Below are 23,393 nucleotides of genomic sequence, written 5' to 3'. Positions count from 1 at the left end.
TTGCTGTTTTATTTTTAAGAAATTTGCCTTATCGGATTTACACCAGAAAAGCTCATGAAAACTACAAAATATTACCTCGCTGCCATTACAGCTTATACCGTTTGGGGATTTTTCAGCCTTGTACTGAAACCAATACACGAATATGCTTCACTGGATATTTTATTCTATCGCGTTTTTAGCTGCAGCGTTCTAATGTTGCTGATTGCTTTTGTGTTTAAACGAAAAAAGATTAGTGAAACCATTGAAGTTTTCAAATCCTTATCTTCTTCAAAAAAAAGAAACGCTATTTTGCTCAACATCGGCGGAAGCTTTTTTCTCATGGCCAACTGGTTTACTTTTATTTATGTTATGAATCATGTTAGCATAAAAGCGACCTCCCTTGCTTATTTGGTTTGTCCTATTTTAACCACTTTATTGGCTTATTTTATTTTGCACGAAAAATTAAAAAAAACGCAATGGTTTGCTGTTGTATTAAGTATTTCAGGTTGTTTGTTGTTGTCGTACGCAGCTATTATGGATATGTTTTTTAGTATCATTATTGGATTCACTTATGCCTCTTATTTAGTAAGTCAGCGTGTAAATAAAGGTTTTGATACGTTTATTGTCCTGACTTTCCATATTACATTAGCAGCTTTATTTTTATTGCCTTTTTATCCGGTATACAGTGGTCCGGTACCTACAGATTTTACTTTTTATTTTTGTATTGAAACCATAGCAATATTTTTTACGATTATCCCCTTGTTTTTAAACCTCTATGCATTAGGAGGAATCAATTCTTCAACTGTTGGAATGTTGTTAAACATCAACCCGATGATTGGTTTTGCATTGGCTTGTTTTGTTTATAAAGAGAAAATTACACCGTTGCAGGTTCTGGCATATAGTATTATTTTTCTTGCTGTACTGGTTTTTAATTCACATCATGTTTTTGCTAAAAAAACAAAAGCTATAGTAGCAGCCGAAAACTAAAGGATATAAAGCTTTAAATATTTGCATGGAAGATGATCCATCTAATTCGGGCTTTTTTTTTGATTTAAAACACTATTTTTACAGTAAAAAATTGTAGTATGTTATTTCTGATTTTAAGTATCATTTGCAGTGTTACAATAGGAATTATTTTTAAAATAACCCGCCGTTACAATTGCAATTCCGTTCAGATAATTACTTTCAACTATGTTTTTGCCATCTTATTTTCTTATTTGGCTTTTAGTCCAAATTTGGCTGAGGTTTCAAAAACTAATCCATGGAATATTTATATAGCTTTGGGGGTTCTGCTTCCTGTTGTTTTTGTGATGTTGGCAGCTTCCATCAAGCATATGGGAATTGTAAAAACAGATGCGGCACAGCGGTTATCACTTTTTATCCCGATACTCGCGGCTTGGTTTATTTTTAAGGAAGAATTTAATATTTATAAAATAATTGGACTTGTCATTGGCTTTTTGGCGCTTTTATTTATTTTGAGAAAACCTTCCGAAAACGAACAGAATAAGTGGATTTATCCAGCGATTGTTTTATTAGGTTTTGGAGTAATCGATATTCTTTTTAAACAAATTGCTCTTTATAGCACTTTACCATTTACGACTTCTTTATTTTTAGTTTTTAATATCGCTTTGGTTGTCTCCTTGCTTATTGTGATCTGTGATCTTGTTTTGAAAAAAGTAAAACCGGAACTCAAAAACATTCTTTTTGGAGCATTAGCAGGAATATTTAATTTCGGAAATATATTATTTTACCTAAAGGCACATCAGTCCTTTTCAAAAAATCCATCTACTGTTTTTGCGGGAATGAATATGGGGGTTATTGTTTTAGGAAGTCTTATTGGAATCCTTTTTTTCAAAGAGAAGTTATCTAAAATGAACTTTTTGGGCGTCATTTTAGCCTTAATTTCGATTATTTTTATTGTTTATTCTCAAATTAAGTAATTTTTATTTAAAAATAACAGCTTGTTTTATAGGTTGTTATTGGTTTTTTTTCTCTTTTACTTAAAATAACTCTACTATTTCTATAGAATTTATAAATATAATTTATAAATTTGCCTCAACTATGAGAAACTATATTCTAAATATGATGTCTTTCAGATGCAGCTTTACGATGTGCTGCATGTTGAATCATGTCTTGAAATGGCGTTAATAGAAAAGTACTTGTTAGTTATTTTTTTTTTTTAGCCTTTCATACCCATGAAAGGCTTTTTTTTGAAGAATTAATATAATTATAGATATGAGACCAAATAAATATACCAATACGCTGATGCAATGCTGCCTTATAAAAATTCCATGTTGGAGCTACAGTAATTATTAGTACAGGAAATGTGAAACATCTTTTTAAATTACAAAAGTCTTAAAATATAAAAATTTCAAAATCAATTGTATAAAAATCTTAAAATTAAAAATTATGAGCTTAGAAATAATTAAACAGAATCCTTTTCAGTCTATGATTGACCGTTTTAATATCGCAGCCGATATTTTAAACCTTGATGAATCTATCAGACAGAGATTACAAAAACCCGAAAAGCAAATTGTAGTAAATTTCACCATTACACTTGATAATGGTAAAATTCAAAATTTTGAAGGTTATCGTGTTATTCACAATACAGCTTTAGGGCCTTCAAAAGGAGGGATTCGTTATGATACTGCTGTGAACCTTGATGAGGTAAAAGCACTGGCAGCCTGGATGACATGGAAATCTGCGGTAACCGGAATTCCGTTTGGAGGAGCAAAGGGCGGAATTATTTGCGATCCGAGAGAACATTCAAAAACTGAATTAGAGAAAATTACCAGAGCCTATACCAAATCTTTGTCTGATATTTTTGGTCCAGAGAAAGACGTTCCTGCGCCGGATATGGGAACTGGTCCGGATGAAATGGGCTGGCTGATGGATGAGTTTTCTTTGGTACACGGCAAAACGATTCATGCTGTTGTTACCGGAAAACATCTGCATTCAGGAGGTTCATTAGGAAGGGTAGAGGCAACCGGCAGAGGAGTTAGTATTATTACCCTTCTTGCACTTCAAAAATTAAAACTGAGACCAGTAAAAACTACAGTTGCGATTCAGGGATTTGGAAATGTAGGACTGCATTCGGCATTATTTTTATATGAAAAAGGATTAAAAATTGTTGCTATTAGCGATGTTTCAGAAGCTTTTTACAATCCAGAAGGACTTAATATTCCGGAATTGATTTTGTATTATAACCTGAATAATAAGAGTATAAAAGGATACCCTAATTCATTAGCAATCAAACATGAGGAACTTTTGCTTTTGGAAGTTGATGTATTGATTCCAGCGGCTAAAGAAGATGTAATTACACAAAAAAATGCCGGTGCTATTAAAGCAAAAATAATTATAGAAGGAGCAAATGGTCCGGTTTCTTCAGATGCGGATAAAATCCTGCATGAAAATAATGTTTTGGTTGTTCCGGATATTTTAGCGAATGCAGGCGGCGTTACAGTTTCGTATTTTGAATGGCTTCAAAACTCTCTTTTGGAGTCCTGGAGAATCCATCAAATTAACAAACGTCTGGAAGATATTTTAGAAAAAGGTTTCGAAACTGTTTTCAGAGTAGCAGAGAAACACAATGTGACACCTCGTATTGCTGCATATGTTATTGCTTTGCAAAAAGTAGCCGATACTCAGGCGATAAAAGAGGTAGCATTGGAAGCTGAAAAATTCAGGCATAATTAAATTAACCTTAATCCGTTGGGTGTATTTATTAAAAACGTCAGTTAGATTTTTTTGTAAAGAGAAGCGGAATAAAAAAAAAGCGTCAAAGACTATTACCCCCAAAGCATTATATTAATAAAGTTTATGGTTTAAAAATGATTTTAAAAATGGGACATATTAATTTTCTGGCATTTGCAATGCCTGCCTTTTTCATTTTTTTATTTCTGGAATATAAGCTGATGCAGCGCAGAAAAAAAACAGAGATTTTCAATTACGAAAGTTCTGTTTCTAACATTAGTATTGGTATCGCAGAAAGATTAATCAATCTTTTTATTGCGGCAAGTTTTTATCAGTTGTATTATTTTATTTATGACAACTACAGGCTGTTCGATATTTCAGGGAATGTTTTTATCTGGTTTGCCTTAATCCTTGCAACCGATTTTGTCTGGTATTGGTATCACAGACTAGGTCATGAAGTTAATTTTTTCTGGGCGGCACATATTGTACATCATCATAGCGAAGAATTTAATTTTACTGCTGCAGCCAGGATTACTACTTTTCAGGCGATTATCAGAACTGGTTTCTGGTGTATGCTTCCGTTTATCGGGTTTCATCCTGGAATGGTAATTATGATGCTGATTGTACACGGCACCTATTCGTTTTTTACTCACACACAGCTTGTTGGTAAAATAAAATGGCTGGAATATATTTTTGTAACACCCTCTATTCATGGAGTGCATCACGCATCTGATGAAAAATATTTAGATAAAAATTACGGAGATATGTTTACTTTTTGGGATCGAATTTTTGGCACTTTTCAGGAAGAGGAAGAGAAACCAAAATATGGTTTAACCCATCCGTTAAAAAGTTATAGTTTTCTCTGGCAGCATTTTCATTATTACTTTGAAATTTATGAATTATGGAAACGCTCAAAGGGTTTTAAAGCTGGATGGAAAGCGGTTTTTGGCAGTCCTGCCGATATGGATCAGGATATCAGACCAATATTGGAAAAACGATTTTTGCAAGATAAAAGCAGTCCGCATCAAAGACTTCGATTTAGAAATTACCTTTACATCCAATTGGGCATCTGCGCTTTGGTTCTTAGTGTCTTTACTTATTATTTTGACCTTTTAGATCTTTTTGATAAAGTTTTTGTTTTGTCTTTTATACTCATTACGCTTATAAATTGTGGTGCTTTATTAGAACAGCGAAAATGGATGTATTATCTGGAATATGGTCGAATATTTATGGTAACCGCCTATTTTTTATACAAAGAAGATTTAATCACGTTTTTGTTTGTTCCGTTGGCTATCATGATTTTTGCCGAACAATTGTTTTCACTTAGTAAACGATATCAGGATGTGTTACTTCAATTAGATAATTCAGAATACGAATAGAATAAAAATAAAACACAAGTCATTCGGTTTATAAAATCAAATGACTTGTGTTTTGAGTTAAAGAGGATATGTTAGTTGTACGGAACATATTTTATACCCTGTTGTAATCCCCTTTCCAGCTTACAATGGCTTTTTTTATGGCATCAGCCGAAAGATTTTCTGCAAGGGCACGTTCAATTAAGGGTAAAAATTCTTTGTCTGGTGCAAATCGGAACGCAAATAGTTGATCATCTGTAAATTGGTATTCAATAGTTTCAAACCGGGTTCCGGTAAGTACAAAATAACGATACCGAATTTCCAGTTTTACGATCCTGTTTTGTAAAATCAATGCATAATGCTGGCGCAGCATAAAGGCAAGGCAGAAAAGAAATATAAAAATCACAGTTATAAATCCCCATAAAAGTTTCTCCGGAGTTGTAAATGCAAAATAAATTGCAATAAACATCAATACTGTCAAAATAGGGTAATATATAAAATGATGTGGTGGGTAAAACCGTACATGATTTTTGTAAGATTGTGTTTTCATATTTATTTTTTGTAAATCTAAAAAAAGCTACTCTAAAATAGAATAGCTTTTTAACCTAAATAATCTAAGTAACCCATTTTATTTTTTATCTAAATCCTGCTGAAGTTGTTTAGCATGCTGAAGATGTGCGGTCAATGCGGTAACACTATTAGAAGCCCATGTTTTAATCTCTTCATCAGTTGTATTTTCAGCGGCTTTATTAAATCTGTCTATTGCTTTTTCATGACCGCCAACCATCATATCGGCAAATTTTTTGTCAAAATCGGTACCGGTTTTTTTGTTTAGTTTATCATATTCATCTTTTCCCTCTTCAGTAATTGAAGTTGGCAGTGAAAAATTTCTCTTGTCAGCTATGGCTTTGACCTCTGCGGCTGCTTTTGTATGTTCATCAACAAGCATTTTACCAAATTTTTTAACTTCAGGATTGTTACTTTTTGTTTGAGCCAGTTTTCCAATTTCAATTTCGGCCATATTGATTTCGGTTGCATCTATTAAAAATTCAGAATCATCTTCTTTAGAATCAATACTGTCAAATTTTGCTTCGTTCTGATCTTCTGCTACTTCTTTAGGATCTTCTTGTTTGGATTCATTTTTACAGGAGTGTAAACTTACTAAAACGATAGCTGCTCCTAAAATTACTTTACTTACTAAAAGTATCTTTTTCATGATAATTATGTTTAAAATTTATAATAGTAAAATTATTTAAACATAATTATCAAATTTTACACTTTGTTTCGATAATGTTATATCATTCAGACTTTTAGCATTTTTTGGATAATCTTCCACTCCTTTAGTTTTGAATCAAATGTTTGACTTGCATTGGCCGGACTTGTAGAGGGCAGGGTTATAAACTCGTAATCCATATTCTGTAAGGCAACATGTTTTTTAAAAAAAGCAGCTGCTTTCTGACCGTTGAAAATAATAGTCTTAATATTTCGATGCTGGTTTAAAAAATGTTCAAAATCATTTGAAATTTCATTTTTGATAGCACTGTCAAGACTTCCAATCCTTTCACAAAATTGCAAAACGTCCCATAAGGCGATGTGGTTCTTTATTAAAAGGCCTTTCCTAATTTCATAGTCAGATGAGAAGTCTTCATTTAAAATTTCAAACATAAATCGCCAGAAATTATTTTGGGCATGACCATAATATTGTTGTATTTCTAAGGATTTTGTGCCGGGCATCGTTCCTAAAACCAAGACAACTGCATTAGTTGAAGTGATTGGGGCAAAAGAAAAACTTTTCATATTTAATGGTTTAAAAGAATAATGCAGAAGTAATTATAAAACAAATCCTAAAAATTATATAACACATTTCATACTCTTTTGGACGAATTTTGAAGTTCAGATTTCACAGTAAAAAGGAATCTGTTTTACTTATAAATATATTTTTTGAATCTAAATCCGAGCAAAATGAAAATAGTAACTATACATAAAGATAACATTAAAAATATATTTGAAGAACTGACATCTGGTTTAGGAGGCAAAATAATTTTTGATGCTGACGAATATACTTTAGAGGTCAGCAATAATTTTGCCAAAGGGACTATTGTTGGATTTTCTTTTAATAATGCTGTTTCCTGTTTACAATTTGATATGACTTTTTCAGAAGACATAAAAATCAGCATTGGAAATCGGGATATTTCTCCGGTTTATTTTTGCTATTATTCAAAAGGAAGTTTATCACATAGTTTTGGAATATCCGGTACAGAAAGAAAATTAAAAAAGTTTCAGACTGCTATAGCGTCATCCAGCCTAAATGAAGATAATATTTTATTTTTTGAAAAGAATACCAGCACTAAAGTCACTTTAATTGTAGTAGTAACTCAAAATGCGGATTCACTTGAAAATAATTTTTTGAATCATAAAGTGAAAGAAATTTTTTTCGAAAAGAACCCTTCTGGTAACTTTTTCTATGTAGGTTCTTATAATTTGAAAATAGCCGAAAAAATTGAACAGTTAAACGCCATTGCCCAAACCGGAATTGTTCGGAATTTATTAAAAGAAGGTATTTTGAAAATCATTTTAGCGATGCAAATCCAACAGCATTCTGACGACATGAATAATTTTTCGAAAGAAATAAACTGCTTCACTTTAAAAGAAATGGAAGAAATAAAAAAGCTTTCAGACCTTATAAAAGAATCTCCGGAGGAACATTTTACCATAAAATCGCTCAGCAAACAATCTGGTTTGTCACCAAACAAACTGCAGGAGGGTTTTAAAATGATTCACGACAGAACGGTAAATGATTTTATTACTCACATGCGAATTTTAAAAGCCGAAATCCTGATTAAAAACTCCGATTTAAATATCTCAGAAATAGTGTATTGCATTGGTTTTACCAGCAGAAGTTATTTCTCTAAAATTTTTAAGCAAAAATTTAACTGTAGTCCCAAAGAATACAAGTTTAGTCAAAATCAGTTGGCTATTACCGCATAATTTATTTTTTTACTTCCAATTAGAATTATATGAAAATTAACTCTGGTCTAATAATTTGATCTGGGTTAATTTTTTAGTAAATTATAGTTTCAAAATGGTCAAAAATTTAAGGTTAGTTTTTTATTTTGTTTCTATATCAACTATTTTTTGTCCATTAACAGCTAAATAATGTTTGAGTAAATTTTCATGTAGGTTAACTCCTGTGTCTGAATTGGTAAAAATCAAAAGACTTTGTTTTGTCTTTTGAATACTAAACATAATTATTTGCGAACCATTCTAAGATCCTCCGTGTGATAAAGCATATTGCTGATTATCCAGATCATCAATTTCAAAACCCAGGCCGGAATGTTTTCCTTTTGTACCTGATACGAATTCATTTCATTACAAACTTCTTTAGAGAGTCCATCTCCGTTCATTACGTTTATTAAAAAACGTCCTCATCTTCAATTATATTCAATCAATCATCTGCTGCATTTGGTTTTTTGTTTTTTTACGGTTTCATAGGCATTGCCATTTTTTTCATATCCAACTGTAAGTCTTGAAGAATCAATGCCTTTATCCCAACTCTATCTTGTGTCAGTCATTTTAACCCAAATTACACATTAGAAATCTACTTCAACTGGATTCATTTGTTTTTGATATTGTTGTATTGGTCAAATGTAAACTTCGATGCCCTCTGGAAAACCAAGAACTTCCTTCCGTTTTAAATTCAAAATACAAAAGTATTCCTTATACAAAAATAGTCTGTTAGCTCTTGTTTTTATTGGATAATTCAGTTTCACTACGAAGGTTAATACGGATTCAGGGTTTAAGAATTTATGATCAAATCTGCTTTTGTTTTAATAAGGTCGATTACCTTGCATTCGGCCTCTTTAATATTTTCCATGATTAATCTGGCTGTCAGATAGCAAACGGTTGATTCTGCTCCCTGATTAAGGTTTATGTTGTCTTTTTCAAGACCGTCATAACCCCCTCCGCTGACAGGATTGTACATAATTTGTTTTAAGTGGTTTTTACCTAAGAACCAATTAAAAGCTGTTTTCATGTAATCTTTGTACAACGGATTTTTGAATTCATTGTAAAAGCTATTCAAAGTTTGAATGATGTAGGAAACATCGATTGGCTGTTCTCCATGTTCTTTAGGTTCCTGACCTTTATAGTACCATCCGTTATTTGAAATTACTCTGAATCCATTTTTTGTAAACATTTTTGAAAGAAGGAAATCAAGGGATTCTAATGCAATTTTTTTATAGATAGGTTTATTGGTTACCAAATAAGCATACAGCATAGATTCCGGAAGAATACCGTTTCCGTAGGTTAAATAATTTTCAAACCATTTCCAGTCTTTGGTAGAACAGATTTCGTAATTCGAAACTAATTTTGCATTCAGTTTATTGATAATTGCTGAAACGTATAAATTTGGAATTACAGAATTATACAAATACAATCCCTTTGTAGCAAATCCGATGGAGCGTGGCGACTGAATCGTTTCAGCCCACGGCAGGCTTTTCAGAAAACATTCAGAAGCAGTATGCACAATATTTTCAGGCAAAATATCTTTCATGGCAATCACACTACCTAAGGCCCAAATTCCTCTCGCATTTGAATCTTCCAGATTAACCTCTGCATTTTGTTCAATATGTTCCCTGTTGTGTTCATCTACGTAATTGATGAAGCTTCCGTCCGGTTTTTGACAACGATGAATAAAATCAAGATAGATCAGGATATAAGGTAAATCATCTTTGTCTCCCGTTAATTTATAATGCATCCCAACTGCAACCAGTGCTCTCGCATTATCATCCAGGGTATAGCCGGAAGATAAATCCGGAATAGAAATGTTGCTGAACTGAATCATTCCTAATTCTGTAGTCAGTTTTTTGACATGGGATAATTGAATTTGAGGATAATCAAAGTCAATTGTAGTATCACTTTCGATTAGATCTTTGTAGGTATTCATATGAATAATAGCGACATTTTCCCAGGATGATGCTCTCATTTTGCGGAATGCATTTTTACCCATTTCTTCTCTTAAATTATCATCAGAGAGCAGCTTCAATGTAGCTTCAGCAAATTGACCGACATTTCCAATATCAACTAAAACCCCGCAATCTGAACTTAAAACTTCTACGGTATGCGGAATTTTAGAAGCCACAAGCGGACAGGCACAACTCATAGCATAAGCAAAAGTGCCGCTCACAGCCTGATTAGGATCTTTTGAGGTAAATAAATAGATATCTGTTGCTTTCAGGTAATCCAAAAGTTCATTAATCTCTAAATATTCATTAATGAAACGAACGTTGTTGCGCAGATTTAATTCGTCAACAAGTGTTTCTAATTTATCACGATAGGTATCTACACCATCGGTAATCAGGTTTGGATGTGTGCTGCCAATAATCAGATAAAGAACATTTGGTTCTTTTGCTACAATTTTAGACAAAGCCTGTAAACCCGTTTCAATATTTTTTCCTTCGCCTAAAAGTCCGAAGGTAGAAAGTACTTTTTTGTCATTAATACCAATTTTTTGTTTTGCCTGTGCAGGGGTTTCGTAAACAACAACGTGTGTTCCGTGCGCAACGCAGGTAATAATCTCTCTTTGAATGTCATAATCTTTCACCAGAATTTCCTGAGATTGATTAGTCATTACAAAAGCCGAATTACTGTATGAAAGCAATAATTTGACAAAAGATTTTAATTCCTCATTAGGATTTTGAATAACGCTGTGAAAAGTAAAGGTGACCGGTTTTTTGATCACATTTAAAAATTCTAATAAATACTCTCCATAATGACCGGCAAATAAGCCAAATTCATGCTGGATATGCACGAGTTTTACCAAATCATCATTATTGATTTCTTCGGCAACCCTTACATAGTCCTCTTTATCGTTTGTGTTTAGGGTAAAGGCATGCGTTGGGTTCTCTTTTGGAGATTTTACCAGGTCACAAATTTCACAGCTTATTGAATTTCCATATACATCCATAATCCCTTTGATGGTATCTTGCGTATAAGTAGCGATACCACATTGAGTTGGAGGATAAGTTGATAGAAAAATGATTTTTGATTTAGTCGTTTGTAGCGTTTTCATTGGTATTATTTTTTAGTACGTTTATTATATTGTTAAGGCTTACATCTGTAAAACTGGAAATAAACTGGATTGTTTATTTAAGATTAATTTTATAAAATTATAAATCAGCTCAAGCGAAAATTAATCCAATCCATTAAAAAATTAACTCAAAAAGGTATATATGGAAATTATATAATTCAACCTGCAAATAAAAAATATTTTTAAAGTTAAAAAAAAAATCAATAGGATTAATACTATATTTTTTATTTTTTAAAATTTGTTAATAAGTAATTATTCTGTAAATCAGTAATTTGTATTTTGGTTTTAGAAAAATCTTGTTTTCGAAAAATCAACATGAATAAAACTATAAAAGCAGAGCAAAAGTTAATAACTCTTTTAATTACAAAACATGAACTGCCTATTGAAAAGTTAGATTTGGTTTATGTAAGTGATAAGTCAATGCCGATAGAAAGATGTAAGGAAGGAGGAGAGGCTGTCCGAAAAGTAAAAACAATTGTTATGTTTCTTTATTTCGATGATAATTTAATATAACATTGTCCTCTCAGAAAGTTTTCTGAAATATAGTTTTAAAAAAACTCATTAAATTAGTCCTTTAATACTAAGAGATCTCTGATTGAGTGGTTTTTAAATACTATGATGAAAAACGGAGACACGAAAATCCTGGAAAGCCACATGGTCAGGATTATATTCATGAAATTTTTGGGGAATATTTCAGAGTCAAAGATTTCAGGACCTGCTCTGCAAAATCAAATAAGACATTATAGTCTGATGTTCTGATGGGAGATTCATTTTTGATCTTTTAAAGTTGAGTTTTAAAATTACGAGTTTTTGTTTTATTGTTTTGTTAATCAATAAAATAGGTATTATAAAAGTACTTCGCAATGAAAGCCATGTGAATTTAAAACTTCAATTATTTTGTGATTTGAAATTTCTGTGGCATGAATTCTCAGAATTTTATCACAGTCTTCCAGATCAAAGTTGATGACACTGTTTGGAAAATGCTCAAGAAGCCTCCCAACCATCATTTCTGATTGTGCAGCCTCCTGAACATTTGTTTTAAAAACTTCAATCATCACAAATTGATTTATATTGAATTGCTTTTGTAGTGCTCTATTTTATGATGATAGAGGTAAGAAGTCATTAAAATTGCCAGAATTATTAAAGGAAAGAAGCCCTGAAAATCAATTCCGTCAACTACAAAATGACTTATCGATGCAAATATGAAATCGAAGACGAAACCAGCATAAGCCCATTCTTTAATACGATTTGACACCTGCGGAATTACTAATGCCAATACGCCCAAAATTTTGAAAACGAATAACGCATTTCCAAAATATTCAGGATATCCCAAATGCCTGATTCCTTCTTTTGCCATTTCAGATTGAGAAGTAAGTGCCGGCATTACGCCTTCAAATAGAAAAATAAGAATGGTTGTAGTCCAGAAAATGATTTTCGCTTTTTTCATGGTATTAAATAGTTATCGGTTAATTATTTACTACAAATCTACTATTGTTATTTTTTAATGAAATACGTATTTCTGCCTATTTTAGGGTCATTTAAGACATATTAATGATTTTAGGTTTTAGAATGTTGATTTTAGAATAAAGAATAAAGGGAACAGAAAGTAGAAGATTTACTAAATCTGTAAAATCTGCATGAAATTTTCAGTAAAAAAATCTGTTTTTACCCGCATTTTTGCCTAGCGAATCTGTGTTATCCGTGTCTCATAAAAAACGCTGCAAAACCGAAGTCTCACAGCGTTTTCAGAAATAAATAATGAAAAACGGGTATTATCTCCAACCTCCGCCCAATGCGCGGTATAAATCGGTATTAGCAGAAAGTTGTTGTCTTTTTATATCGGCAAGTTCTAGTTCGCTTTGTAATAAATCCGACTGTGCTGTAATCACTTCAAGATATTCAGCCATACCATTTTTAAATAATAAATTAGCATTTCTGATCGCAGTCTGCAATGTTTTTACACGCTCCTGCAAAAGCGTTTCCTGTTGCTGTAACTTCTCTGTTTTAATCATAGCATCAGCCACTTCACTTACGGCAACCAAAACTTGTTGTCTGAAGTTTAAGACTGCTTTTTCTCTTTCGGCTACAGCGATATTATATTGCGTTCTGACTCTTTTATTATTGAATATTGGCTGAGTCAGACCTCCGGCTACAGTACCAAATAAAGAAGCCGGAATATTGAACCAGTTGCTGGTTTCAAAAGAGTTTAATCCGCCTTGCGCTGTGATTCTTAAGGCAGGATATAAATCTGCTTTTGTAACTCCAACATTAGCATTGGCAGCTTTTAGAGCCAATTCAGCACTTTTGACATCCGGTCTTCTGCTTACTACAGAAGACGGGATTCCGATTTTAGTATTGTTTTCAATCGTAATATGGGTCAAAAGTGTATTTCTTTCTTTCGCACCCGGAAAAGATCCTGTTAAAACACTCAATGCATTTTCCTGAATCGCAATATTTTGTTCTAATAAAGGAACCAATTGAGCGGCAGTTAATTTTTGTGCTTCAGATTGTTGAACTGCCAATGAAGTTACCTGTCCTGCATCATATTTTAGTTTTATAATGTTGGTTGTACTGTCATTTAACTGAACATTTTTCTTTGCAATTTCAAGCTGTGTATCCAGCATCAGAAGATTATAATATCCTTTGGCAACATTCGCAACAATAGTAGTCTGCAACGCTTTTTTTACTTCTGATGACTGAAGGTAACTTGCGTAAGCTCCTTTTTTCTGATTTCTGATTTTTCCCCAGATATCTGCTTCCCAGGAAAGTGAAGCGCCAGCAGAGTAATCGTCAATATGTTTGGCGCCAATGGCCTGGCTCAGGTTTAATCCTGTAAAACTATTATCAGACGGATTACTGGTATTTGCATTTACAAATAAATTGACCTGAGGCACATTTCCCCATTTAGATTGTGTGAATTTGTATTGGGCAATCTCAATGTTTTTTTGTGCAATCTGTAAATCATTATTTCGAGTTACAGCACTGTCAATTAATTTAATGATATCCTGTTCTGTAAAGAAATTTTTCCACTCCATATCTCCGATACTAGTGGTATCGCCTGAAGCCAATGCGCTCCTGAAGTTTTCAGGAAATGCATCTTTTGGAGTTTCAATATCCTTAGAAACTTTACAGGATATTAGTGAGGTGATCAAAATAGCGACCATCACGATTTTGGTTATATACTTTTTCATTTTATAAGTAGGCATTAAATTTCTGTACAAGTATCTTTTTTAACTTCAAGGTCTCTTGAGATTCTGTACGATATATAGCCGATGCCAAATATAATGGCCACCAGAATTGTCGTTATATAATTTTCCATGTTTATTTTTCTTCGTTATGAATTACGGCAATCGGTTTTCCCGAAACCTTTTCTTGTAAATGTTGGAATACGATAAATAAAACCGGGATAATCATTAATCCCAGAATTACTCCCGAAACCATACCTCCGGCGGCACCAATACTAATAGAGTGGTTACCCTGAGCCGATGGTCCTTTGGCACTCATCATCGGAATTAATCCTACTACGAAAGCCAGCGACGTCATGATAATAGGACGCAAACGTAATTTAGCGGCATCAAGAGAAGCTTTTACCAGAGCCTGTCCGGATTTTCGTTTTTGAACGGCAAACTCTACAATCAGGATCGCGTTTTTGGCGAGCAGTCCAATAAGCATTACCAGTGCAACCTGTACATAAATGTTGTTTTCAATTCCGGTTAAACCAATGGCTGCGAATACTCCAAAAATTCCTGCAGGTATGGATAAGATTACAGCTAAAGGCAAAATATAACTTTCATATTGTGCAGCAAGTAAGAAATAGACGAATATCAAACACAATAAGAAAATAGTTGCCGATTGCCCTCCGGAAGAAATTTCTTCACGGGTTTGACCTGAGAATTCGTAACTATAACCCGCAGGTAATTGTTGCGCTGCCACTTCTTCAATTGCTTTAATGGCATCTCCGGAACTAAATCCAGGTTTCGGAATCGCATTAATCGCAATCGAGTTAAACAAATTGTATCTGGAAGCCGTTTCAGAACCATAAATACGGCTTAGTTTTACCAAAGTATTTATAGGAACCATTTCGCCATTTTTGTTTTTTACAAAAACCCTGTCAATGGCGGTAGGATCTGCTCTGTCGGCAATATCAGCCTGAACTACGACTCTGTAATATTTACCAAATCGGTTAAAGTCAGAAGCTTGTGCACTACCAAAATAAGCCTGCATCGTTTGCAGAATATCTTTTACTTTAACACCCAATTGATCTGCTTTGGCATCATTGATATCCAATTGCAATTGAGGATAATCTGCTTTAAAACTTGTAAAGGCTACCGCAATTTCCGGACGTTTCATTAACTCACCAATAAATTGTTGCGAAATTCCGCTAAATTTATCCAGTTTGCCTCCGGTTTTATCCTGTAATACTAAATCCAAAGCTTCAACATTACTAAATCCCGGAACTGTCGGGAAACTAAATACGAAGAAGCTTCCACCGGAAATCGCGCCCAATTTGCCGCGAACCTGATTCATAATTTCTTCAATGTTTTTGACCTCGCCACGCTCTTCATTTGGCTTAAGCAATACAAAAACAACTGCAGATGAAGGGCTAGTTGAATTGGTCAATAAGTTAAAACCTGAGATTGCAGTTACAAATCGGGATGCATCCAAAGCCTTCAGTGTGTTCTCTGCTTCTGTCATTACTTTTTGAGTTCCGTCCAATGATGTACCGGATGGTGTATTAACAGCAATAGCAATAAAACCCTGATCTTCTGTTGGAATAAATCCGGCAGGAGTAGTTTTAACCATTACAACCGTAGCAATGGTAATTAAAGCCAATCCGCCTAAACTAACCCATTTGTTACGGATCAAGAATTTTAGTCCGCCTATATAACGGTTGGTCAAAGCATTAAAACTGTTGTTAAATCCGATGAAAAATTTCTCTTTAAATCCCTGTTTGACATATGGCATATTTCCATCGTGTGCTCCGTGATTGTCTTTTAAGAATAAAGCGGCAAGGGCAGGGGACAATGTTAAAGCGTTTACGGCTGAAATTACAATTGCAATCGCCATCGTAAAAGCAAACTGACGATAGAAAACCCCGGTTGAACCTTCCATAAAACCGACCGGTAGGAATACAGCAGCCATTACCAGCGTAATCGAGATAATAGCACCCGTTATTTCGTGCATAGCTTCATGTGTGGCGATTTTTGGAGACAAACGTTTGTGCTCCATTTTCGCATGCACGGCCTCGACGACGACAATCGCATCATCAACCACAATACCAATCGCCAGAATTAAAGCGAAAAGCGTTAAAAGGTTGATCGAGAATCCGAATAACTGCATGAAGAAGAACGTTCCTAAAATTGCTACAGGTACAGCAATTGCCGGGATTAATGTTGATCTGAAATCCTGTAAAAAGATAAATACTACGATAAATACCAGTATAAAGGCTTCCAGTAATGTATGCTCTACTTGTTCAATAGATTGGTCTAAAGATACTTTTGTACTGTAGAAAATATTGTGTTTTATTCCTTGAGGAAAATCTTTAGAGGCTTTCACCATCAATTTATTAATTGCAATCTGTATATCATTAGAATTGGATCCGGCTAACTGAATAACCCCGATTACAATTCCTTTTTTGCCATTCAGGCGTGTTAAACTGTTATAAGAGTAAGCACCCAATTCAACTCTGGCAAGATCTTTTAAGCGAAGTACAGAACCATCTGCATTCGAACGAATCGCAATGTTTTGATAATCCTCAGGCTTTGTTAGTTTTCCTTTGTATTTAATTACATATTCAAAAACTTCTTTACTTCTTTCTCCAAATTTACCAGGAGCAGCCTCTAAACTTTTGTCCTGAATAGCTGCCATAACTTCATTTGGCGTCACATTGTAAGTCGACATTTGAGTTGGATTGAGCCAAACTCTCATCGAGTAATCTTTAACTCCACCAAAAATACTGGCAGAACCTACACCCGGAATACGTTTAATCTCCGGAATAATATTAATTTGAGCATAATTGGCAACAAAAGTCTGATCGTATTTTGATTCGTTTTCGGAGTACATACCAATCGCCATGATGAAACTGTTTTGTTGTTTTGCCGTAATTACACCTTGCTGAACCACCTCTGCAGGCAGCTGGCTTGTCGCCTGTGCCACACGGTTCTGAACGTTCACCGCAGCCTGGTCGGCATCTGTACCTAATTTAAAGAAAACCGTAATCGCTAACGTACCATCGTTACTGGCAGTAGAGCTCATATACGTCATATTCTCAACACCATTTATAGATTCTTCCAGAGAAGGTGCCACAGAACGTAAAACCGTTTCTGCGTTAGCTCCAGGATAAACCGCTGTAACCAAAACTGAGGGAGGCGCAATATCAGGAAACTGTTGTAAAGGCAATTTCGTAAGTCCAAGTACTCCAAGGATCACCAGTAAGATGGAGATTACGGTTGCCAGTACAGGTCTTTGTATAAATATTTTGAACATTTTTGTAAAAATTATTTTTTGTTAGTTATTTGGGCAACTTTAGCTACTTTCTCAGGTTGAATCACTTGCCCCTCCTGAAGTTTATCAATACCGCTCAATACAATTTGGTCACCGGATTTTACACCATCTTTAATGAGGTAATTAGTTCCTGTTTTTCCGATAACAGTAATTGGCATTTTTGTAACCTTGTTGTTTTTATCTACCGTAAAGACAAATATTTTATCCTGCATTTCTATCGTAGCCGATTGCGGTACCAGAATAGCGTTATCATGTTGTAAGCCAAGACGGATTCTTCCTGTGTTTCCGGAACGTAAAGTTCCGTTTGCATTTGGAAAAGTAGCTCTCAAAGTAATAGCACCTGTAGTTTTATCAAACTGACCGTTTACCATATCAATTTTTCCGGTTTGCGGATAGGCGTTGTTATCAGCCAATATCAAAGAAACCGGAGGTAATTTTTTGATTTTGTCTCCAATACTGTTTCCAGCATACTGAGATTTAAAATTGATAAAATCGGTTTCTCCCAAAGAGAAATAAGCAAATACTTCATGTACATCAGAAAGTGTAGTTAAAGGTTCAACATCAGTTGCAGACACTAAACTACCTTGCTTTTTAGGCAGTCTTCCGATGTAACCGCTTACAGGAGCCGTAACATTAGTATATCCTAAATTGATTTTAGCAGAAGCGACCATTGCTTTTGCCTGCTCGATATTGGCAGCAGCAATTTTTTGAGAAGCTTTCGCTGTTTTTAACTGATAATCAGAAACCACTTTGTTTTGTACCAAAGGTGTTAATTTATCTACTTCTAACTGAGCGTTGATCAAAGCAGCTTCTGCAGCATGAAGACTTGCCAAAGCATTGTTTAACTGCTCACGAAAAGGGCGTTCGTTTATTTTGAATAAAGTCTGGCCTTTAGAAACATACGCACCTTCATCTACTAAAACACGGTCAAGATTTCCGTTTACCTGTGGACGAATTTCAACATCTACTGTTCCTTGTATCGAAGCCGGATATTCATTATCAGTGGTGGTGTTTTCGCTTGTTATGGCTGCAACAGGTAAAACAGGTGGTGGTGGAGCTGGTGCCTGTGATTTATCTGCGCAGCTGCTTAATACAAGCGCCAGAATAAAGCTGGTTATAATTACATTTTTCATTTTCGTATTGGTTTTAATTTGTTGGACATTCTCGTTTTTAAATTTTTTATTTCTGATAGGCTGCAAATTCATTTTTAATAGTATTAAATTATCTAACGATGTTAAGTTTATTGATGTAAAAATTCAAATAATGATGTTCCAATTTCATTCTGTAAATCGGTATTAAATTATTTATCGGTGTTAAGTAACTGGCTAAAGGAAGCTGTTTTTATGTTAATTAAATTATTTATCACTGTTAAGCAAGCGGGCAAAAAAACTTTTTATTACTGCATTAAATTATTAAACACTGTTAAGTAATAGTGAAATTTTTTTATTGTATTGATTTTATAATACCGCCAATTGCATCTTTCAGAATCTGATTGTTGATGGTTTCCATTACATCACTTTTGTTGATGATGTTGATCGCAATCAAACCATGAATGACCGAAAAGAAAGTAAAATACTTTTGTTTAATGATTTCATCAGTAGGGTTGTTCTTTTTCATTATTTCTGCAATAACAGCAGTAAATAACTTGTAAGGCGTCTTAGCAGCATCACATTGTTCAGAACAACAGTTCACCTGTACGCCAAACATTACCTGGTACATCTCAGTATCCGTAAAGGCAAAATCCCAATAGGCCATCCACATGGCTTCAATTTGTTCTTCCGGCTTTTCAAATTTAGCTTTTGCATCTTCCAGTTCTTTGCCTAATTTAAGGAAACCTTTTCCGGTTAATTCTCTTAAAATCGCATCCTTATTAGAAAAATATTCATAGATAATAGGAGCAGTATATTCAATTTTGTCAGCAATCTTGCGCATACTTAATCCCGTCCAGCCTTCTTCTTTCACGATATCATAAGCAGCGCCAAGAATGTTATTTCTTGTCTCTTCTTTTTGTCTTAAAATACGATCTTTACTAGCCATTTTGAATAAGTATTAAATGGTTTAACACTGTTAGGCAAATGTAGGACGGTTTTTCGAATTACACTATAATTCTGTCATAATTTTTTCTTATAGTACAATCAGCCTGTTCTAAATAAGTTCCTAAGCCTTGATTTATTGGGGTTTTAAGATTTTTATTTTTTTGTAGCAGATTTTTATTTGTTTTTCAGAAGCTTTAGTCCTGCTCTACACTATATCTTTTTTATCCCGTTAGAAAAAAACGAGACAAAAAAGGATGCCGTTCTCATCTGGGCTAGATAAAGGACATCTTGTTTTCATAATTTTTCACAGAAAATAACTATCCAATCCATATATCTTAAAAAAAAATCAATTCCGGATACCAAATTTTTAGTATTGTATTTGTTTGCCGTGTATTTATTTAACGTAGTTTGGAGATACACAGGCTTCCCAGTAACTTACAATTGTTTTAATTGTTTGTTTGATTTCATTATAATCAGTAGGCTTTACAAAAAATCCTTGAATAGATTTAGAATAAGCATCGACAACATGACTTTGTTCAGCGCTTGTGGTAAAGAACAAGTATGGAATGGACTTAAGTCTTAAATCTTCATTTTGATGGATTTTTTCCCGCAGTTCAATTCCACTTAGCCTGGGCATATTAATGTCTGAAAAAATGATAAAAGGCTCAATTTCTGTGGTGGTTAAATATTCTAAAGCTTTTTCGCCCTCAGCAAAAAAGATAATTTCATTTTTATAATCAAGTTCATTAAATACATCAGTTAAAATATCCTGATCATCTAAATCGTCTTCAATAATAATAATTGGGCCACCCTTGTTCATTTGTGTTTTTGATAAAGATAGTTCAATTAATCCGGTATGCAATTTTAATTTTTTAGAATGATATTGACTGGGAATTTTATGGCTCAGTATGACATCCAAACATTTTCTTTATTTGCTCAGCCAAGCTTTCTACCAAAAATGTTGAACAAATTATAAATCTTAACATTTTGAAGGTCTTTGAAGTAATATAAGGAACATTTACCTGTAGCGTAATTAAGTTTTAGATTTATTATAATCATTTTTGTATTATTACAGAAAAATAAAAAATGAAGCCAGTAACATTTATAAAAATTGCGATTGTTACTTTAATTGTACAATCAACAAAGGCTCAGGAGGCAAAAAACGAAACAACCCCAACTGATATAAAATATTCAATTGAAAACTGTGTGAATCATTTTGAGTTAGATAAAGCCACAAAAACAAAAGCAGGCTACCAATATTGGTTTGGCGATAAAAACTTCACTCAGGAAAATACGCTCAAAATGAGTATCGTCGAGCCTGGGAAATCAACACACGCGCCGCATCATCATCCCGAAGAAGAGTTTTTCTATATTTTAGAAGGTTCTGCTTCTTTTTATTTAGACGGAAAAACAGTTGTTGTTGGTCCCAATACAAGCTTATATTGCCCTCCAAATGCTGAACACGGAATAAGCAATGCCGGAAAAACCGATTTAAAATATTTGGTGATTAAGAAGGATTTGAGGTAAAGAGTTTATTGAGGACACTTAAAAATATCCAATAGCAAAAACAGAAGTTTTTTTACTGTTTTATTTTGGTTTTGAGCAACAGAAAAGTGTAATTCAAAAGACTTAGTTAAATTTTTATAACTGTGGCTTATTGTTATTGATGATCGGGTAAAAGCTTATTTTAAAAAGTGTAAATGTATTACCGTTTTCAATTACTCTTTCCGCAAATGTTCGTCTCCAGTGTATAAACACTTTTTGGCGGTGGTAATTAATAATGTTTTGAATTTTTTTCCTCCAAAAGAGACATTGGCTTTCCAGGGTTCTTTTACATCAAAGTAGACTATTTTCTCTCCTGGATGAACAATCATTATTGATTTTATGACAGGAGTTTTTGTTTGCTTATAACTTCTAAAGCTCTAATTTTTTTACTATATTTAACATAGATATTCGTTTATTTGACCAATTCAAGATTTTGAATTTCAGTGACTTGTGTAATATGTGAATGATTTGTTTTACTACAAAAAATTATACCCAACGGGTTAAGTTAATTAATAACCAGGCTTTTATTCCGAAAGTGTTAGAATGTAAATTAATTGTTTGTTCTAACAAATTATCCGCAATCAATAGTATTCTTTTGGTAATATATAATTCATTTTTAGTTTAAATGTAGCGCATTTCTTTGTGAAAAATTTAAACTCCAAAAGATGAAAAAAACTATTTTACCAATGTTATTTTTAGCAACACTAATTTCTTGCGATAATAACGATAAATCCGATAATAATACCGCTGCCAAAACAGATGTTGTATTGAGTAACCAATCTGTAACACCTGTATTACTAAAAAAACAAACCGGTTTTGAAAACCTGGAATTATTTTCGCTGCTGACTTCAGATGATGTTTTACCAGAAAGTCCAGGTTATGTTTTTGGAGGTTCGGCAGATGGCTCTGGTTTATTAAAAAATTCAGATGGAACTTTTACATTTTTAGTGAACAACGAAGACAATTTTGCGGTTTCAAGAATTACTTTAGACAAAACATTCAAACCGGTAAAAGGAGAATATTTGCTAAACTCTAACGGGGGAACCTGGAGATTATGCGGTGCTACTATGGCAACACCTTTAGAACATGGTTTTGGTCCTTTGTATTTAACTTGTGGAGAATCTGGTGAAGAATCCCGCACACATGGTGTAAATCCTTATGCCAATGTGGGAGGAGCATCGGTAACAAAAGAATTATCAGGATTAGGCAGATTAAGTGCCGAAAATGCCTTGCCTTTGCCTAAATCTGCCTATTCAGGAAAAACAGTTATTGTTATTGGCGATGACGATTCAGGAACTTATGGCGGGCAGGTTTTTATGTACGTATCCAATACTGTGGGCGATTTAGAAAATGGTTCGTTGTATATGATGAAAAGAAATGACGATAACCAAAAAGAGAAAGATATGGTTACAGGTCAAACCTACCCTGTTTCTTTTGTGAAAATTGACAATCATACGACAATGACCGGCGCTCAGATAAATGTTTCAGTAAATACACTAAAAGCTATTAAATTTGGAAGAGTTGAAGATTTAGATTACCGAAAAGGCGGAAATGATGCCGATCGTGAAATTTATTTTAATGTAACCGGACAAGCTGTTTCAGGAACAAATGCTGATGCTTCAAGAACAAAATACGGCAGAGTTTATAGATTAAATTTAGACAAATCAAATCCATTGGCTGGTAAGCTGGAAGTTGTTCTTGATGGAGATGATCGTACAGGAATTGCCGGAAAATTTCAGGATCCGGACAATATTTGTGTGACAAAAAACTATGTTTATGTTGAGGAAGATGCCAATGGCTATGGAGATGAAACACATGATGCTTACATTTATCAATATGATATTGCCAAAAAACAACTTAAAGTGGTTGTAGAATTAGACCACCGTCGTACAGCAACTGATGCGGCTAAATACAACGTAGGCGGAACATCTGCTTTTGGATCCTGGGAATATGGCGCTCTAATTGATGTTTCTGAACAATTGGGCATCGAAGATACCTTTTTATTAAGCGTACAGCCTCATACCTGGACAGGAGATAAATACAAAGGTGTTGACGGAGGTACGCTTCGTACTTCTGAAAAACAAGCGAGTCAAATTGTGGTTATCAAAGGATTAGCCAGATAAATTACACCATTTTTACACAAAGTCCACGGTTCTATTACAAGAATCGTGGTTTTGTTTTTTGTAATCAAGT

At 33.9% G+C, this 23,393-nt stretch carries 21 protein-coding genes; 8 read left to right on the top strand and 13 right to left on the bottom strand.

Features of this window, described 5'->3' with window-relative positions; all coding sequences use genetic code 11:
* The first annotated feature begins 54 nt into the window (after positions 1–54).
* From DMB65_RS12925 to DMB65_RS12910, 4 genes are all read left to right on the top strand, one after another.
* Complete coding sequence (locus tag DMB65_RS12925; RefSeq protein ID WP_110307051.1) at positions 55–966, top strand: EamA family transporter; 912 nt, start codon at positions 55–57, stop codon at positions 964–966.
* A 98-nt stretch (positions 967–1,064) separates the two neighbouring features.
* Positions 1,065–1,919 (top strand): DMT family transporter, encoded by an 855-nt coding sequence (locus DMB65_RS12920; protein WP_110307050.1) that lies wholly within the window; start codon positions 1,065–1,067, stop codon positions 1,917–1,919.
* A 469-nt stretch (positions 1,920–2,388) separates the two neighbouring features.
* Positions 2,389–3,675: a Glu/Leu/Phe/Val family dehydrogenase gene (locus tag DMB65_RS12915; protein WP_196239574.1), complete on the top strand. Its 1,287-nt coding sequence runs from the start codon at positions 2,389–2,391 to the stop codon at positions 3,673–3,675.
* Positions 3,676–3,821: 146 nt separating this feature from the next.
* A complete protein-coding gene (locus tag DMB65_RS12910) occupies positions 3,822–5,051 on the top strand; it encodes a sterol desaturase family protein (RefSeq protein ID WP_110307064.1) in 1,230 nt (409 codons plus the stop codon).
* A gap of 91 nt (positions 5,052–5,142) precedes the next feature.
* Here the strand turns inward: DMB65_RS12910 and DMB65_RS12905 are convergent, their stop codons facing one another.
* The 3 genes from DMB65_RS12905 to DMB65_RS12895 all read right to left on the bottom strand — a co-directional run bounded on the left by DMB65_RS12905 (position 5,143) and on the right by DMB65_RS12895 (position 6,824).
* A complete protein-coding gene (locus DMB65_RS12905) occupies positions 5,143–5,577 on the bottom strand; it encodes a DUF6526 family protein (protein WP_110307049.1) in 435 nt (144 codons plus the stop codon).
* Between the two features lie 78 nt (positions 5,578–5,655).
* Positions 5,656–6,243 (bottom strand): DUF4142 domain-containing protein, encoded by a 588-nt coding sequence (locus DMB65_RS12900; RefSeq protein ID WP_110307048.1) that lies wholly within the window; start codon positions 6,241–6,243, stop codon positions 5,656–5,658.
* 86 nt (positions 6,244–6,329) lie between these two features.
* A complete protein-coding gene (locus tag DMB65_RS12895; protein ID WP_110307047.1) occupies positions 6,330–6,824 on the bottom strand; it encodes a DNA-deoxyinosine glycosylase in 495 nt (164 codons plus the stop codon).
* 165 nt (positions 6,825–6,989) lie between these two features.
* On the opposite strand from DMB65_RS12895, the gene DMB65_RS12890 reads away from it, so the two are divergent.
* A complete protein-coding gene (locus DMB65_RS12890) occupies positions 6,990–8,015 on the top strand; it encodes a helix-turn-helix domain-containing protein (protein ID WP_110307046.1) in 1,026 nt (341 codons plus the stop codon).
* A gap of 260 nt (positions 8,016–8,275) precedes the next feature.
* Here DMB65_RS12890 and DMB65_RS22150 read toward each other — a convergent pair whose 3' ends face one another.
* Together DMB65_RS22150 and DMB65_RS12885 are read right to left on the bottom strand one after the other, a co-directional pair.
* Positions 8,276–8,431: a hypothetical protein gene (locus tag DMB65_RS22150; protein WP_165834933.1), complete on the bottom strand. Its 156-nt coding sequence runs from the start codon at positions 8,429–8,431 to the stop codon at positions 8,276–8,278.
* A gap of 392 nt (positions 8,432–8,823) precedes the next feature.
* Positions 8,824–11,097 (bottom strand): glycosyltransferase, encoded by a 2,274-nt coding sequence (locus tag DMB65_RS12885; protein WP_110307045.1) that lies wholly within the window; start codon positions 11,095–11,097, stop codon positions 8,824–8,826.
* Between the two features lie 333 nt (positions 11,098–11,430).
* Here DMB65_RS12885 and DMB65_RS12880 point away from each other — a divergent pair, with 333 nt between their 5' ends.
* The gene (locus tag DMB65_RS12880) at positions 11,431–11,628 is read left to right on the top strand and encodes a hypothetical protein (RefSeq protein ID WP_196239573.1); all 198 of its coding nucleotides are present in this window, start codon (positions 11,431–11,433) and stop codon (positions 11,626–11,628) included.
* Between the two features lie 332 nt (positions 11,629–11,960).
* Here the strand turns inward: DMB65_RS12880 and DMB65_RS12875 are convergent, their stop codons facing one another.
* The 7 genes from DMB65_RS12875 to DMB65_RS12845 all read right to left on the bottom strand — a co-directional run bounded on the left by DMB65_RS12875 (position 11,961) and on the right by DMB65_RS12845 (position 20,517).
* Complete coding sequence (locus tag DMB65_RS12875; RefSeq protein WP_110307044.1) at positions 11,961–12,170, bottom strand: hypothetical protein; 210 nt, start codon at positions 12,168–12,170, stop codon at positions 11,961–11,963.
* 11 nt (positions 12,171–12,181) lie between these two features.
* Positions 12,182–12,562, bottom strand: coding sequence for a DoxX family protein (locus tag DMB65_RS12870; RefSeq protein ID WP_110307043.1), 381 nt, complete (start codon positions 12,560–12,562; stop codon positions 12,182–12,184).
* Between the two features lie 325 nt (positions 12,563–12,887).
* Positions 12,888–14,306: a TolC family protein gene (locus DMB65_RS12865; protein WP_110307063.1), complete on the bottom strand. Its 1,419-nt coding sequence runs from the start codon at positions 14,304–14,306 to the stop codon at positions 12,888–12,890.
* Between the two features lie 130 nt (positions 14,307–14,436).
* Positions 14,437–17,601 (bottom strand): efflux RND transporter permease subunit, encoded by a 3,165-nt coding sequence (locus DMB65_RS12860; RefSeq protein ID WP_110307042.1) that lies wholly within the window; start codon positions 17,599–17,601, stop codon positions 14,437–14,439.
* Between the two features lie 11 nt (positions 17,602–17,612).
* Positions 17,613–18,752: an efflux RND transporter periplasmic adaptor subunit gene (locus tag DMB65_RS12855; protein ID WP_230470671.1), complete on the bottom strand. Its 1,140-nt coding sequence runs from the start codon at positions 18,750–18,752 to the stop codon at positions 17,613–17,615.
* A 310-nt stretch (positions 18,753–19,062) separates the two neighbouring features.
* Positions 19,063–19,656 (bottom strand): TetR/AcrR family transcriptional regulator, encoded by a 594-nt coding sequence (locus tag DMB65_RS12850; RefSeq protein WP_110307040.1) that lies wholly within the window; start codon positions 19,654–19,656, stop codon positions 19,063–19,065.
* Between the two features lie 393 nt (positions 19,657–20,049).
* Positions 20,050–20,517 (bottom strand): response regulator, encoded by a 468-nt coding sequence (locus DMB65_RS12845; protein WP_230470670.1) that lies wholly within the window; start codon positions 20,515–20,517, stop codon positions 20,050–20,052.
* Positions 20,518–20,741: 224 nt separating this feature from the next.
* On the opposite strand from DMB65_RS12845, the gene DMB65_RS12840 reads away from it, so the two are divergent.
* Positions 20,742–21,182 carry a cupin domain-containing protein gene (locus tag DMB65_RS12840; RefSeq protein WP_110307039.1) on the top strand — a complete coding sequence of 147 codons (441 nt, stop codon included), beginning with the start codon at positions 20,742–20,744 and terminating at the stop codon, positions 21,180–21,182.
* Between the two features lie 191 nt (positions 21,183–21,373).
* Here DMB65_RS12840 and DMB65_RS22145 read toward each other — a convergent pair whose 3' ends face one another.
* Positions 21,374–21,529, bottom strand: a complete 156-nt coding sequence (locus tag DMB65_RS22145) for an SMP-30/gluconolactonase/LRE family protein (protein ID WP_165834931.1) — start codon at positions 21,527–21,529, stop codon at positions 21,374–21,376.
* 336 nt (positions 21,530–21,865) lie between these two features.
* On the opposite strand from DMB65_RS22145, the gene DMB65_RS12835 reads away from it, so the two are divergent.
* Positions 21,866–23,323 carry a PhoX family protein gene (locus tag DMB65_RS12835; RefSeq protein WP_110307038.1) on the top strand — a complete coding sequence of 486 codons (1,458 nt, stop codon included), beginning with the start codon at positions 21,866–21,868 and terminating at the stop codon, positions 23,321–23,323.
* The last annotated feature ends 70 nt before the right edge of the window (positions 23,324–23,393 follow it).

Source organism: Flavobacterium cheongpyeongense (genome assembly GCF_003202435.1).
In the GTDB taxonomy this organism is placed as follows: Bacteria; Bacteroidota; Bacteroidia; order Flavobacteriales; family Flavobacteriaceae; genus Flavobacterium; species Flavobacterium cheongpyeongense.
Note: the sequence above shows the minus strand (reverse complement) of the source record. Positions and strands in the feature narration are given on the sequence as shown.

Bases quoted from the DNA above. Each gene is read 5' to 3' on its own strand.
- DMB65_RS12925 (WP_110307051.1), top strand. From the start codon at position 55: ATGAAAACTACAAAATATTACCTCGCTGCCATTACAGCTTATACCGTT.
- DMB65_RS12875 (WP_110307044.1), bottom strand. From the start codon at position 12,170: ATGATTGAAGTTTTTAAAACAAATGTTCAGGAGGCTGCACAATCAGAA.
- DMB65_RS12885 (WP_110307045.1), bottom strand. From the start codon at position 11,097: ATGAAAACGCTACAAACGACTAAATCAAAAATCATTTTTCTATCAACT.
- DMB65_RS12840 (WP_110307039.1), top strand. From the start codon at position 20,742: ATGAAGCCAGTAACATTTATAAAAATTGCGATTGTTACTTTAATTGTA.
- DMB65_RS12900 (WP_110307048.1), bottom strand. From the start codon at position 6,243: ATGAAAAAGATACTTTTAGTAAGTAAAGTAATTTTAGGAGCAGCTATC.
- DMB65_RS12860 (WP_110307042.1), bottom strand. From the start codon at position 17,601: ATGTTCAAAATATTTATACAAAGACCTGTACTGGCAACCGTAATCTCC.
- DMB65_RS12910 (WP_110307064.1), top strand. From the start codon at position 3,822: ATGGGACATATTAATTTTCTGGCATTTGCAATGCCTGCCTTTTTCATT.
- DMB65_RS12915 (WP_196239574.1), top strand. From the start codon at position 2,389: ATGAGCTTAGAAATAATTAAACAGAATCCTTTTCAGTCTATGATTGAC.
- DMB65_RS12850 (WP_110307040.1), bottom strand. From the start codon at position 19,656: ATGGCTAGTAAAGATCGTATTTTAAGACAAAAAGAAGAGACAAGAAAT.
- DMB65_RS22150 (WP_165834933.1), bottom strand. From the start codon at position 8,431: ATGAACGGAGATGGACTCTCTAAAGAAGTTTGTAATGAAATGAATTCG.
- DMB65_RS12905 (WP_110307049.1), bottom strand. From the start codon at position 5,577: ATGAAAACACAATCTTACAAAAATCATGTACGGTTTTACCCACCACAT.
- DMB65_RS12835 (WP_110307038.1), top strand. From the start codon at position 21,866: ATGAAAAAAACTATTTTACCAATGTTATTTTTAGCAACACTAATTTCT.
- DMB65_RS12870 (WP_110307043.1), bottom strand. From the start codon at position 12,562: ATGAAAAAAGCGAAAATCATTTTCTGGACTACAACCATTCTTATTTTT.
- DMB65_RS12895 (WP_110307047.1), bottom strand. From the start codon at position 6,824: ATGAAAAGTTTTTCTTTTGCCCCAATCACTTCAACTAATGCAGTTGTC.
- DMB65_RS12865 (WP_110307063.1), bottom strand. From the start codon at position 14,306: ATGAAAAAGTATATAACCAAAATCGTGATGGTCGCTATTTTGATCACC.
- DMB65_RS12855 (WP_230470671.1), bottom strand. From the start codon at position 18,752: ATGAAAAATGTAATTATAACCAGCTTTATTCTGGCGCTTGTATTAAGC.
- DMB65_RS22145 (WP_165834931.1), bottom strand. From the start codon at position 21,529: ATGATTGTTCATCCAGGAGAGAAAATAGTCTACTTTGATGTAAAAGAA.
- DMB65_RS12880 (WP_196239573.1), top strand. From the start codon at position 11,431: ATGAATAAAACTATAAAAGCAGAGCAAAAGTTAATAACTCTTTTAATT.
- DMB65_RS12920 (WP_110307050.1), top strand. From the start codon at position 1,065: ATGTTATTTCTGATTTTAAGTATCATTTGCAGTGTTACAATAGGAATT.
- DMB65_RS12890 (WP_110307046.1), top strand. From the start codon at position 6,990: ATGAAAATAGTAACTATACATAAAGATAACATTAAAAATATATTTGAA.